Source organism: Photobacterium sp. Hal280 (assembly GCF_037162255.1).
Lineage (GTDB): Bacteria > Pseudomonadota > Gammaproteobacteria > Enterobacterales > Vibrionaceae > Photobacterium.
Genome location: NZ_JARLUO010000005.1, coordinates 2,496,928 through 2,509,894, shown reverse-complemented (window position 1 = coordinate 2,509,894; position 12,967 = coordinate 2,496,928). Strand labels below are relative to the sequence as shown.

Annotated in this window: 10 protein-coding genes and 2 pseudogenes; 8 read left to right on the top strand and 4 right to left on the bottom strand. The window is 44.0% G+C overall.

Annotated elements, in window-relative coordinates:
• Nucleotides 1-30 precede the first annotated feature (30 nt).
• The gene (locus P4S53_RS20860) at nucleotides 31-1,119 is read left to right on the top strand and encodes a FecCD family ABC transporter permease (RefSeq protein ID WP_337114193.1); all 1,089 of its coding nucleotides are present in this window, start codon (nucleotides 31-33) and stop codon (nucleotides 1,117-1,119) included.
• Nucleotides 1,119-1,919 (top strand): ABC transporter ATP-binding protein, encoded by an 801-nt coding sequence (locus tag P4S53_RS20855; protein WP_337114192.1) that lies wholly within the window; start codon nucleotides 1,119-1,121, stop codon nucleotides 1,917-1,919. The genes P4S53_RS20860 and P4S53_RS20855 overlap by 1 nt, the downstream gene beginning before the upstream one ends.
• A 125-nt stretch (nucleotides 1,920-2,044) precedes the next feature.
• Here P4S53_RS20855 and P4S53_RS20850 read toward each other — a convergent pair whose 3' ends face one another.
• From P4S53_RS20850 to P4S53_RS20835, 4 genes and pseudogenes are all read right to left on the bottom strand, one after another.
• Nucleotides 2,045-3,124, bottom strand: a complete 1,080-nt coding sequence (locus P4S53_RS20850; RefSeq protein WP_337114191.1) for a 3-deoxy-7-phosphoheptulonate synthase — start codon at nucleotides 3,122-3,124, stop codon at nucleotides 2,045-2,047.
• 88 nt (nucleotides 3,125-3,212) lie between these two features.
• The gene (locus P4S53_RS20845) at nucleotides 3,213-3,584 is read right to left on the bottom strand and encodes a siderophore-interacting protein (RefSeq protein ID WP_337114548.1); all 372 of its coding nucleotides are present in this window, start codon (nucleotides 3,582-3,584) and stop codon (nucleotides 3,213-3,215) included.
• A 132-nt stretch (nucleotides 3,585-3,716) separates the two neighbouring features.
• Nucleotides 3,717-4,048, bottom strand: a pseudogene (locus tag P4S53_RS20840) (siderophore-interacting protein); the annotation flags it as partial.
• 269 nt (nucleotides 4,049-4,317) lie between these two features.
• Nucleotides 4,318-5,307, bottom strand: a complete 990-nt coding sequence (locus P4S53_RS20835; RefSeq protein WP_337114190.1) for a GIY-YIG nuclease family protein — start codon at nucleotides 5,305-5,307, stop codon at nucleotides 4,318-4,320.
• Nucleotides 5,308-5,948: 641 nt separating this feature from the next.
• On the opposite strand from P4S53_RS20835, the pseudogene P4S53_RS22685 reads away from it, so the two are divergent.
• From P4S53_RS22685 to P4S53_RS20800, 6 genes and pseudogenes are all read left to right on the top strand, one after another.
• A pseudogene (locus P4S53_RS22685) lies at nucleotides 5,949-6,868 on the top strand (DUF4007 family protein).
• Entirely contained in the window at nucleotides 6,861-10,130 is a 3,270-nt protein-coding gene (locus tag P4S53_RS20820; RefSeq protein ID WP_337114187.1) for an AAA family ATPase, read from the top strand. Before P4S53_RS22685 ends, P4S53_RS20820 begins: the two are co-directional and overlap by 8 nt.
• Nucleotides 10,120-10,743 (top strand): phosphoadenosine phosphosulfate reductase family protein, encoded by a 624-nt coding sequence (locus P4S53_RS20815; RefSeq protein ID WP_337114186.1) that lies wholly within the window; start codon nucleotides 10,120-10,122, stop codon nucleotides 10,741-10,743. Before P4S53_RS20820 ends, P4S53_RS20815 begins: the two co-directional genes overlap by 11 nt.
• A gap of 31 nt (nucleotides 10,744-10,774) precedes the next feature.
• The gene (locus P4S53_RS20810; RefSeq protein WP_337114185.1) at nucleotides 10,775-10,951 is read left to right on the top strand and encodes a hypothetical protein; all 177 of its coding nucleotides are present in this window, start codon (nucleotides 10,775-10,777) and stop codon (nucleotides 10,949-10,951) included.
• A gap of 29 nt (nucleotides 10,952-10,980) precedes the next feature.
• A complete protein-coding gene (locus tag P4S53_RS20805) occupies nucleotides 10,981-11,769 on the top strand; it encodes an ATP-binding protein (RefSeq protein ID WP_337114184.1) in 789 nt (262 codons plus the stop codon).
• Between the two features lie 394 nt (nucleotides 11,770-12,163).
• Nucleotides 12,164-12,967 (top strand): hypothetical protein, encoded by an 804-nt coding sequence (locus P4S53_RS20800; RefSeq protein WP_337114183.1) that lies wholly within the window; start codon nucleotides 12,164-12,166, stop codon nucleotides 12,965-12,967.

Genomic DNA, 12,967 nt, shown 5'->3' with positions numbered 1-12,967 from the left:
TCCGTTGATGGAAAAAGTATCCCGCAGCACATGGCTGCCAGCCAGCGACAAGATCGCGCGTGCACAACAGCCCAACCGGCACGTCATATCCCGTACGGCAAATGGTTATGGCAGTTCGGCAACAAGACCCTGCTGGTCGAGCGTCGGGCTGTACTCATCGGCGCATTGCTGATGCTGGCGCTGGCGGCGATGAGCCTGCTGGCGGTCAGTATCGGTTCGGCCAAACTCACACCCTGGCTGGCGCTGAAAGCTTTGTTCGGTGAATCGACCCGCATGGTCGAAATCATGGTGTTTAAAATTCGTCTGCCCCGGGTGGTGGCCGTGCTGGTGGCCGGTGCCGCCATGGGGCTGTCGGGCTGTATGATCCAGACGCTGGTGCGTAACCGGCTGGCGACCCCGGATATGGTGGGGGTCAATGAAGGGGCCACACTGGCGATTACCTTTTTTACCTTGTACCTCACGCTGGGCTCCTGGCCCTGGTGGGCCGCGCCGCTGGGTGCCGTGGTGGCGGCTGTGATGCTCTATATGCTGTGCCGTAATCCCGGTGAGCAGGGGTATCTGTTTGTGGTGATCGGGATCGGGGTGTCGGAGCTGATGCGCGCCGTGGGCGAGTTTCTGATGTCGACTGAATCGATCGTGCATGTCAGCAGTGTCTATTTCTGGACCATGGGCAACTTTGTCGGTCAGGGTTACAGCGTCAGTCTGCCGGTGGCCGGATTGCTGCTGTTACTCAGCCCTGCGGTGATTTACTTCTCCCGCCAGCTGGATGTGCTGCGGCTGGGACTGCCGACGGCCCAGAGCCTGGGCGTGAACGTCAGCCGGGTACAGGTGGCGATTCTGATGCTGGCGATTCTGATCGCCGCGCTGGGCACGGCCATCGGCGGCCCTGTGGTGTTTATCGCCATGGCAGCCCCCATTATCGCGACCTTTCTGCTGCGGGGGCGTATTGTCCCGCTCTGGACTGCGGCCATGCTGGGGGCACTGTTACTCCTGCTGAGCGATACCCTGGTCCGGGTTCTGGCCGATCCCCATGAAGTGGCCACCGGGATCATGACCCGCATTCTGGGCGGCATCATGCTATTTATATTTCTACTGCGAGATAAAGGACAGGCAGACTAATGACAGCATTATCGATGACAGGCGTAGGGTTTTCCTACGAGAGCAAGACCGTCCTCAAGGATGTCTCATTTGGTCTCGGCAAAGGCAAGTTGGTGGGCATTGTCGGTCCGAACGGCGGCGGTAAATCAACGCTGCTCAAGATGATGGCCAAACAGCTGACCCCGCAGCAGGGCGAAATCACCCTCAACGGCATATCGCTGGCGGACTACTCCATGAAAGCGCTGGCCAGAGCGCTGGCTTTCCTGCCGCAACAGCCCATCAGCCCGGCCGGGATCACGGTGGAACAGCTGGTGCAGTACGGTCGTCATCCCCATCAGGGCTGGTTCAGTCAGTGGAGTGATGAAGATGCGGCTCAGGTCGCCAAAGCCATCCAATGGATGAAACTGGACGATTTGCTGCAGCAACCTGTGGCCAGCTTGTCCGGTGGTCAGCGTCAGCGCGCCTGGCTGGCGATGATTCTGGCACAGGATACCGATGTGATTTTGCTGGATGAGCCGACCAGCGCGCTGGATATCGGCCATCAGATTGAAGTGATGGAAAGCATCAGCCAGATGGTGGCGATGGGCAAAACTGTGGTGCTGGTGATCCATGATCTGGCCGCAGCCGCGCGTTACTGCGATGAGCTGGTGGCGATTGGTGAGCAGGGTGTGGTCGCAGCTGGTCCGGTGGCCGAGGTGATTACCAAGCCGATGATCGACAAGCTGTACAATACCCATGTCGATATTCTCAAAGCGCCGTTTGATGATGCGCCTGTGATTGTGCCGCGCCGTCAGGCGGACTGGCAGCCGAACGCCGGTTAACCGGCCCGCTGTTCTGTCGGCCTGTATGCCGCCCAATCAAAAGCCAGCCTGAAACGGCTGGCTTTCGTTTATCTGCAGCACTGAAGTCTGTTTTGTGACAGCAGGCCGCAGTCATCCCGCCGGATTTATCCTTCGTTGGCAGCCAGCAGGGTCTGAGCGTCCTGACGACGCTCTTCGACCGCGCTGGCCAGCATCGACAGCAGGGTCTCGGTATCGTCCCAGCCCAGACAGGCATCGGTAATGGACTGACCATAGGTCATGTCCTCTGAGATCTCCTGCCGCCCTTCAACCAGAAAGCTTTCCGCCATGATCGCGTTAATGGCATGGTTGCCGTTGCCAATTTGACGGCACAGCTCTTCGGCCACCAGCAACTGGCGCTGGAACTGCTTCAGGCTGTTGCCATGGCTGCAGTCGACCATCACCCCTGTGGTGATCCCTTTGGCTTCCAACTGCTGCAGAGCATGGTGAATGTCTGCTTCGCTGTAGTTCGGCGCTTTTCCGCCGCGCAGGATCAGGTGGCAGTCCGGATTGCCTGCACTGTTGACGGCATACAGCTGTCCGTCCTGACCTGTGGTGGTGTACAGATGCGGGTGGCGGCTGGCAATGATGGCATCCATCGCCACGCTGACATTGCCGTCAGTGCCGTTCTTAAAGCCGACCGGACACGGCAGGCCGGACGTTTGCTGACGGTGCGGCTGAGACTCAGTGGTTCTGGCACCAATGGCGCCCCAGCTCATCAGATCGGACAGATAGGTAAAACTGGTGGTATCAAGAAACTCTGTCGCGGCGGGCAGGCCCAGAGCATTGATGCGGATCAGCAGCTCTCTGGCCTGCTGCAGGCCTTTGCCGATTTGATCGCTGCCATCCAGATCCGGGTCAAACAGCATGCCTTTCCAGCCGACTGTGGTGCGTGGTTTTTCGAAATAGGTGCGCATCACTACTACCAGCTGATCCTGATAGCGATCGGCGCATTGGGCCAGTTGTTCGGCATATTCGATGGCCGCGTCCGGATCATGAATCGAGCACGGGCCGATGACGACCAGCAGTCTGTCGTCCTGGCCGTGCAGAATTTCTCTGATGGTGCTGCGCGAGTCTGCAATCTGCTCGCTCAATGCTGCCGGGCAGGGGATTGCGTTTGCCAGTGCGGCGGGTGTGGGTAGTGCCTGCCATGAATGGGCGCGGATCACTGAAGGGTCAATAGCCATTACTGTTTCCTTTGTTGTCATCGGGAGATGACATCACTCTTGTGCTTCAAAGTGCCCATACAGGCAAGTACCGGATCGGTCTGAATTATTATTCGTTATCAACAATCTGGTGGCGACTGGTGTGATAGCTGTCTTCATCAATCCCAAAACGCCAGTAGGGAATGGCATAGACCTGAGTGCGCTCAACATCCAGTTCACGGCGGATAAAGCGGCGCAAGCCCACAACAATCTGCTCTTCACCGCCCAGCCAGAAATAACTGTCGGCAAGCTGTTCGGCAGTGGTTTCTGCGCTGAGAAGTTGCTGGCAGAACTGGTCGATCAGCGGCTGCACCTGATCCGGCTGGCCGATAAACCACTGAACCTGAACCCCAGCCGGAGCGCGGAGATCCTGGATATCGGTTTCATCACCGACCTGAATCGCCACATAGCCGCGACTGTCTGCCGGCATGTCTTCCAGCATGGCACTGATCGCCGGTAAGGCCGTCAGATCCCCGGCCAGATAATAATGCGAGGCCGGTTTGAGCATCGGGTACGGGCCACCCGGCGGGGAAATCCCCAGTTGATCGCCGGGGCGGGCATTGAGCGCAAACCGCGACGCCGGGCCCAGATCGCCGTGCAGGGCAAAGTCGATATCCATTTCACCCGCTTCCCTGCGCAGCTCACGGACCGAGAAGGTACGCAGCAGCGGCTTGTCTTCAGGGATGCCCACTTCGGCCCGGTTGCCGTCATGGTCGGCAGCACAGGCTCGGACTGTCCGTCCTGGGCAAGCATGATCTTAATGTGCGCGCCGTGGCTGCAAGCCGGGTAGTGCGCCAGTGCAGGTGACGTAAAGGTAATCCGGCGATAACGCGGGCCCAAATCCCGGACAGATTTCACTGTGAGTAACACCGGCAGACGTTTTTCCCTGTTGTCGGGCACGGTCATATTGTTTCCTTAATCAGTAATGATATCTATTCTCGTTTGATTATACATAAACATATCAGCGAGAAAAGCAAAAGCTCACCTAAGCAACTGAAAGGGTATGGGGGGATGGGATGGTGGGGTTTTGAGTGGGGGCTGATAGTGATAAAGCCCGTCAGGTTAAAACCTTGCGGGCTGGTACAGATTGAGCTCGGCTGTTCGTTTATTTACAAAAATGCTTTGGACGTTATGGGAGCTGCGACGGCGAAGTGCTGCTGATAATTACGGGATGACTAGACTTCCATCTCGATTTCTTTCAGCGATCGGCCTTTGGCGTCGCGCCAATAGTCAGGCCCGCTGCAGGGATAACCAAGCAGAACAGCGGAGGCCTGCGAGGCACTGGTAAACAAAATATCGTCGGTGGCAATCAGCTTGTCACCGCTCTCGATTAACAACCCCTTTTCTCTCAGGTTGGCTCTCAGATTGGTGTAGCCATTTGAAAGACTCTTCTGTACTTCCGGCAATGCCTGAGAGTTTTTGAGGACGACGATGCCTTCATCGGTTAACTTGGCAGTTGCGTCAATCTTTTTAACTTTCAGCTTTAACAGGCTTTTCTGCTGCGCTTCGGTTTCCTGAGCATCAAAGATGACTTTCGGCTCGAGTAATTTATGGCCCAGGGAGCCAATCACAACGCGGATGCTGTCGATAAATGTTTCCATCGCATCTCTGTCTCCACGGGGCAGAGAAGATGTTGGTGGGCGTTTGTCGTTATCCAGTGCATAGCGGTTCGATGACATGACAATCTCGATGAGCCGGGCTTCCAGGTATTTCACATGAGCTTTGGTCAGGTTTTCATCTTTGTTGGTAAAGCAGATGGCTTCATTCCAGAAATCTTTTGCCGCGATGTGTTGCTGCAATCGCCTCTGGATGTGCTCTGCTTCACCAATGTAAACAAGGTTTTTGCCCGTATCGGAATCAAACCCAAACAGAAAATAGACGCCCGGTCTTTGTGTCTCTTCCCAATCCGTCAGATCTTTGACATGAATTCGGGGAACAGCAATGGCTTGTCCGGTCCAATTAACAATCTCTGCATGGCGAATGCCGGTCACCGTTCCGTTTGCAAGATAAATTTTGAGCTGTGTGCCACGCGCCATTTGAAAAGCCTTTGAATTCGAAGAGATTAATTCAAAGCATGCTAATACGAATGTGTTGTTATTTCCATCGCTTATCTCTAGAAGTTGAGCGCAGTCTCTGGTGAGAGGGAATAGGTTGACCCGCTTCATCCATTAGCAAGCAACCTGGTTCACACTGGTGCAAACATGCTACGATTGAGCATCGAGATACTACCAATCACCTCAATTGTGTATTCCAAGTCGATGCATCTAGCCGGGTATGATGCGGTGATGTTATGTATGTCAGGGTGGATCAACGCTTACGTTATCTTGTTGTTGTTATTACCTCTATCATCGGCACGTCGTCATCTGGGTAATGTCAGATAGCCTCGATGCTGTATTAGTGAAAAAAGCGTTGTCTATGGCTTACGAGCTTCAACGCGCCGATGACAGATTGTTCTGGAGCTTAAAATTGGACTGGGTTCCCGCTACAACAGGCTATGCGTTCTTAGCTGAAGTAAGCAGAGATATCAACTGCTTCTATGAGCTATTACAACGGAGAAAGGCTACACGGTTACAACGGTGGTATTCGTATGCGAAGCAGATAGTCAACCTAATTTACTATTTGGAATTCGAATCTAAAAAAATAAAGTAAAATCAATACCATACTGTTTTTTCTCAAATTTATTCCTAAGCATTAAAGCCTACACCTCCGTACTGGAGACACATGTCCAGTAGCCTCTTCATTGTCTGTCACTTGTACAGTATACTAAGAGCATTCACTGGCGGTTGATATCCAGTAAGAGGAATTTATGTACAGCGTTTTCGATAATAATAAGTATGCCTTGACATTTAGTGGGCATGAAACATTTCCTTTGCGACAGACTTGGCTAAAAAAAGTCATCGATATGTCATCTAATAAATTGATTTTAAAGAGTAAGTTTTCATCTCCTCAGCAGTTTGCAGAACTAGGGGTAGGAAAAAATATGCTTACTTCGATGAAGTACTGGGCTTTGGCATGTGGTGTAATTGCCGAGCATGATAGCTCTCACTTCAGAATCACAGAACTAGGAGAAAGAGTATTTCTAGAAGATGGCTATGATCCTTACTCTGAATCAGTAACGACTACATGGTTACTACATTGGTCTTTAGCAAGTGCGGGTTACAAAGCAACTAGTATTTACTACATTTTCAACCGATTAAATTCAAGTAAGTTCAAAAAAATGATGTAAAAGAAGAGCTTGTGAATTTGATTCACACAAAAGGTAAAAGTATTTCCCTTAGTAGCTTAACTAAGGATTTAGATGTGGTTTTTCGAAGCTACTCTCTTAAACTTGGTGGTAACGAATGTTATCAAGAAGACTTTGCTGAGCCTGTATTTAGCGAGCTTGGATTGATAAATCAAGATAATCAAGGGACTTATTCTTTCAACAGAGGTCCGAAGGAATCATTAAATGATTATTTGTTTGTTTATACGTTACTAAGCTTTTGGAATTCTACAGGAAATACCTCTAATACACTGTCATTAGATTTAGTAACTTATGCAGAGGGTTCTCCAGGACGGATTTTTAAACTTGATGAAAACTCAGTTGCAGAAAGGCTTCTTGCTATTGAAGAGCGAACCCAAGGCAAATTGATATGGTCAGACTCTGCAGGAATTAAACAAATTTTACGTACCGATTATGATTTTGAAAAGTTAATGGTAAAAATGTTGGAGAAGGCTTATGAGTAGTAAAGTAACACTGAGTCAAGTTGTCGACATTGCACCCTACTATCAAAAATCGATTCGATTAACTGATGATTTGAATAACTCAGATGCTTTGGGCGGATATGTTTGTCTGGAAACAGCTAAAAAACTGTTGTTTACTATGTCTCAACAAATTGTAAATACCAATCAAAGAGCATTTACATGGACAGGCCCATTCGGTAGTGGTAAATCTAGCCTAGCTTTGGCTCTTGCTAGCTTACTCAGGAAAAACGAAGTTAGTGAAAATATTCATGAGCTTGCTTTAGTTGAAGGTTTTCAAGATGCTTTCCCAAAAGGAGGTAAAGGTTGGCTCATTATCCCTGTTGTAGGAAGCCGGAGTAGTTCTATATCGGCCATTTCTCAAGCGATACAATCTCAAACTGGAATATCTATTTCTACTCAAGAAGAGTTATTTTCGACACTAAGAAATTTATCGTTATCTCATGATGGGCTTTTGCTTATCATTGATGAAATGGGAAAATTGTTGGAAGGAACAGAGCAACAAGGTGATGATATCTATTTCTTCCAGGAACTTGCTGAGTTTGTTTCTAGAGCCAAAAGTAATATGGTTCTGATCGGTATATTACATCAATCATTTAGGCAGTATGCTAAGCATCAAAACTTTTCAGAAAAAATCCAGTACGAATGGGAGAAAGTGCAAGGCAGATTTTCTGATATACCATTAGTTACTAGCTCTGATGAAAGTATTGAGTTAATTGGTAAAGCAATTAAATACAATGGTTCAATCTCAGAAAAAGCTAATGAAGTTTGTTTTGAAGTGGCAAGCTTTATTAAAACGAAGCGATATTCTATTAATGATAACTTTCAGAAACAATTGAAAGAATGTTGGCCAATTCATCCAGTAACAGCCATGATGCTTGGTCCTGCATCCAAAAGGCAGTACGGACAGAATGAGCGAAGTGTTTTTGGTTTCTTAAGCTCGTTGGAAACATTTGGCTTTCAATATTTTATGCGTCTAACTGAAGATAATCTATTAGAGTCGTATACACCGGATATGTACTGGGATTACTTGAAGGAGAACCTGGAGCCTTCGATTATTGCATCAACGGATAGTCAGCGATGGGTGTTAGCGAATAGTTCTATTGAGAGAGCAATACAGCATGGGAATAAATTACATGTATCACTAACAAAAAGTATTTCTGTGATTGATCTATTCAAAAATGGAACAGGGTTATGTGCAAGTACATCAATTCTTGAAACAATTTGTTTAAATTATTCTCAGCGGGAAGTTCAGAACGCGCTACAAGAATTAGAAGAGTGGAAAATAATTGTATTCAGAAGGTTTAATGATGCTTGGTCTGTATTTGAAGGTAGTGATTTTGATTTCAATGGAGCACTTAGAACTGAGCTGAACAGAGAGCATTTTGACTTACACAAGGCAGAAAAGCATGTTCGTCTCCATCCAGTAGTTGCGAAAAAGCACCTTCATCTTACAGGTGCTTTACGTTGGATGAAAATATCTGTTGTTGATAGTGAATCTTTGCGTAAAAAAATCACATCATTCAAGGCTAACCCAAGTGAATTTGGTCAGTTTTTACTCCTACTAGATAAAGATAACTTAGACAAAGCTGATTTAAAGCTACTTGAAACAGAAAAGAATAATAGTATTGTAGGTATTCCTAATAACAGAGCGGAAATATATGACTTAATTAAAGAAGTTTCAGCATTAGATAGAATTGAGACTCACCAAGAGTTGAGTGGTGACTCAGTTGCTCGTAAAGAGCTTCTTGAAAGACGAAGGGTTTCTGTTGAAAGAATTAAGCATTCTGTTTCAGTCTCTATAGGAAATGCTAAATGGTACAGTTCAGAATCGCTAAATGGAGAGTATTGTAAAAATATTTCTCAGCTTTGTTCAAATTTAGCAGATAAGATTTTTTCACATACTCCTAGAATATCAAGTGAACTTATAAATAGAGATGTGTTATCAAGCAATAGTGTTAAAGCTAGAAGAACATTACTTTATAAGATGCTTGAATCCGAACAAAGAGAAGATTTGGGAATTGAGGGCTATCCTGCTGAAAAAGGACTTTATTTGACTTGCTTGAAAGCAACTCAAATGCACCAACTCAATCCTAAAACGGGGCAATGGGCGTTTTTAAAACCAACATTACAGGAAAGTACGATCCCTCTTTTATGGGAAGAGGCTATGAAGTTGATCAACTTGAATGATCGTAAAAGAAATGTGTCCGACATTTATGAACTATGGAAACAACCACCTTTTGGTGTTAAAGAGGGATTATTACCGTTACTTTTTTGGGTATTTTATTTTGCGAACAAATCTAAACTAGGTTTATACAAAGACCAGTATTATCTACCTAATGTAGATGAGGTTACGCTGGATGAAAGTTTACAAAACATATCAAGATTTGAATTGCAAGGAATTGAAATAACAAAATCAAGAAAAGCTTTACTCGAAGGTATTTCAAAAGTTTTGAGAAATCTTAACTGTAGAGTTTCTGAAGCTGCTTCACCACTAGAAGCGGCACGAGGTTTAGTTGCTTTGATACGTAGATTACCGAAATGGACGCGCAGTACTCGAAACTTCAGTAAAGAAACTCTGAAATTAAGAGATGAATTAGGAAGGGCTTCTGACCCTCATAAGGTTATTTTTCATGATATATCATCCATTTATAAGATAAGTGATATTGATAATATATTGGAAAAGTTACAAGAATCTTTGAGTGATTTGGTCAACGCCTACCCTAGGATGCTTAATGAATTATCATCATTATTGTTTAAAGAACTTAATGATGATGATGTTACTCGACTAAATGAAAGAGCTTCGGTGATTAAAGATCGAGCATCTACTTTAGCCGAAAATGCGTTTATAAGTAGAATGTCCAGCTTTGATGGCTCTGAGTTTGCTTTGAAAAATGTTTTAGGAGCAATTGTCGAGAAAAAAACTGAAGACTGGACTGATTTTGACGTCATTACGGCCAAAAACCGGATCGCTGAGGTCTGTATGCAATTTAGGAAGCTTGAAACTTTAGCTCATATACACGGCTTAGAAAATCAACGAGAATCTATAGCCGTTGTTTACGCTACACCACGTAAAGGAATAATTGAAACGAGTATAGAGCTGGATAAAAATAAGCGGTCAGAGCTTGCAATTTTAGGTGCGAAAATGCTTAAAGATTTAAAATCTTCCAACTTACCTCGACACGAACAACTGTCTGTAATTATTTCTGCATTAGAACAACTTGATGAGGTAAATGATGGCACATAAATATGTTCTTGGACTATCTGGAGGCAAAGATAGTGCAGCACTAGCTATCTTTATGAAACATGAACATCCTGAGTTGGATATTGAGTATTTTTTTACCGATACAGGGAAAGAGCTTCCAGAAGTTTATGAATACCTCAATAAGTTAGAAGGGTTTTTAGGAAAACCTATTCTTAGGCTCAATGAAGAGAGAGGTTTTGATTTTTGGTTAGAGCAATATGGTAACTACTTACCCTCAGCGCAAACTAGGTGGTGTACACGTCAGCTCAAGCTATTACCATTCAAGAATTGGGTGAATTCAATGATTCGAGATGGACACATAGTTCATAGTTTTGTTGCAATTCGTGCAGATGAACAGCATCGTGATGGATATAACAGTCACCATCAAAATTTACATATACACTTCCCATTTAGGGAAGCAGGTTACACTAGAAATGATGTTTTTCGCCTGTTGGAGGATTCCCCATTGGGAATACCTAAATATTACGAATGGCGGTCTAGAAGTGGTTGTACGTTCTGTTTTTTCCAACAGAAAATTGAATGGGTCCATCTGAAGGAAAGACATCCTGAAGCTTTTGAAGAAGCCAAGCGATATGAAAAAAGCGAAGGAATGTAACTCTCCTTTCCTCTGGTCTCAAGGAGAGTCATTGGAAGATTTGGAACAGCCTCAACGAATTGTTCAAATCAAATCTGACTTTGAAGCTCGCAAATTGAGAGAGAAAAAGAATAGACCTATAAATGCATTACATCACGACTTGGATGATATTGACGAGCTATATTTTTCTGATGAAGGAAATGGGTCTTGTAACATTTGCCATAAATAAAATTCTTAGAGGCTAAGAGGAGAAATGAAATGGGAAATATTCCTGGCTTCCGAATTGCAGCGAGAGCCTTAAGGCAGTTGGGTGCCGAACTAATTACGTCGGATGAAATAGCTCTAAATGAACTAATTAAAAATGCTCTTGACGCAAAATCTAAGCAAGTTCACATAAATATTACTAATCCGTTCAAAGTGTCTAGAGATGAATTTACTTCTAGTTTAGGTGGGATGTCTAAAGCAGAGTTTATTAATAAACTAAAGAGTAATTTTATTGATGGCTTTGAACTTGATGACAAGTTGATAGAAGTAGATAACCTATTAAATGTTGATGATTCAAATGATTTTGTAGAGATATCTCACACAATATATGATGAGATGGTATCTATTATCATTGAAGATAATGGATCTGGCATGGATGCTAATAAACTCCAAAATTCATTTTTAGTAATAGGAACTCCTACTAAATGGATTGAAAAGCAGTCTGATACTAATGGTGAAATACTTGGAGAGAAAGGTGTTGGTCGTTTATCCATGATGAGATTAGGACGTTACGCTAAAGTCATTTCTTCCAAAGAAAATGAAGAGTTTGAGAATGAGGTAACGTTTGACTGGAAAAAATTTGATGATCCTTCTTTGTATTTAGATGATATTGAAGTATCTGTTGATATAGGAGAGAAAAAAGAAATTAGTGCCCATGGAACTAAAATTATTGTCAAGGGTGTCTATGCTCACTGGGACGAAGATAAAGTATCGGATTTTATTCACTCTTATATTAGACGGTTACAAAATCCATTCGCAAAAAAAATAGATTCCCAATATTAATATATTTAAATGGAAAAAAACTATCGGTAGAAAGAATATATCCATGGTTTAAAAAAGCTGCAAATTTTAGTGCTAGTATTAACCTTTCTATAAATGAAAGTCTGCCATATTCATTGCGTTCTGAATTAGTATGGCGAGGAAAATCTAGTCCTGATATTAGAGAATGGTCTGAAAATGATCTTTTGAGGCTTTTAGGAAATAATGGGAATTTCCTAGATAAAAGATTATTAAAAGAGTTAGGGGGTTTCAACTTGATCTTCTTTGGTTTAACCGTAGTGATTTAAAAGGCCCCAATATTGATCATTCTCCAAGCCAAATTAAAGAAGAATTAAATCTTTGGTGCGGAGGTTATGCAATTTATAGAGATAACTTTCGTATAGGAATGACTGGAAGTTTGGAAGATGATTGGTTGAAAGTTGATACTGGTTCTTTAAAGTCCCAGGGTTTCTCATTTAATCGCTACCAAACTGTTGGTGCTTTATCTATTACTCAAAGAAGTAACCCTAAACTTATTGATGCTGCAAACAGAGAGAAATTAATTAGTTGCGAACATTTAGATTTATTAAAAAGAATATTGACAGAAGTTGTTAATACTGAGCTTAAGTCGCACATAGAACTTTATAAGACTAATGAAGCTAATACATCATCACAAGAATTAACAGCAGAAGAAACGCTCCAAGATGCTAGAAATAGATTAAAGAGAGCCCAAAGGAAAACTATAGAACTTAAGAAAGTTGTTCCAAAAGATAAAATTGAAGTTATTTCAGAGATCAACCATGTTTTAAAAACGCAGTATGAAAACATACGTAAATATGAGAATGCGATAAAACTTGCTACTGATCAACGAGTTGAGGTTTTAGAATTAGCTGGTTTAGGCATGATCGTCGACAAAGTAATACATGAACTAGCTCGTCTCACTGAGAAAACTACGGATAACCTTAAACTTTTGGAAAAAAACAACCCTAATCAAGATATTTCTAATGTAATATCTATAATTAGAGAACAAATCAATGTCACCAACAAAAGGATAAGAACTGTTGATGCGTTAAGTCCATCAGGCCGTAATAGAAAAGAAAGATTTAATTTAACGGAAGTAGTTAAAAGTGTTGTAGCTGGATTTTCAGGGCGTGTAACTCGACACTGTATAAATATAACTATTACTGTAGATGATGTGAATTCAGAAAAAAATTTAATGTGA

Bases quoted from the DNA above. Each gene is read 5' to 3' on its own strand.
- P4S53_RS20860 (WP_337114193.1), top strand. From the start codon at position 31: ATGGCTGCCAGCCAGCGACAAGATCGCGCGTGCACAACAGCCCAACCG.
- P4S53_RS20855 (WP_337114192.1), top strand. From the start codon at position 1,119: ATGACAGCATTATCGATGACAGGCGTAGGGTTTTCCTACGAGAGCAAG.
- P4S53_RS20850 (WP_337114191.1), bottom strand. From the start codon at position 3,124: ATGGCTATTGACCCTTCAGTGATCCGCGCCCATTCATGGCAGGCACTA.
- P4S53_RS20845 (WP_337114548.1), bottom strand. From the start codon at position 3,584: ATGCTGGAAGACATGCCGGCAGACAGTCGCGGCTATGTGGCGATTCAG.
- P4S53_RS20835 (WP_337114190.1), bottom strand. From the start codon at position 5,307: ATGAAGCGGGTCAACCTATTCCCTCTCACCAGAGACTGCGCTCAACTT.
- P4S53_RS20820 (WP_337114187.1), top strand. From the start codon at position 6,861: ATGAGTAGTAAAGTAACACTGAGTCAAGTTGTCGACATTGCACCCTAC.
- P4S53_RS20815 (WP_337114186.1), top strand. From the start codon at position 10,120: ATGGCACATAAATATGTTCTTGGACTATCTGGAGGCAAAGATAGTGCA.
- P4S53_RS20805 (WP_337114184.1), top strand. From the start codon at position 10,981: ATGGGAAATATTCCTGGCTTCCGAATTGCAGCGAGAGCCTTAAGGCAG.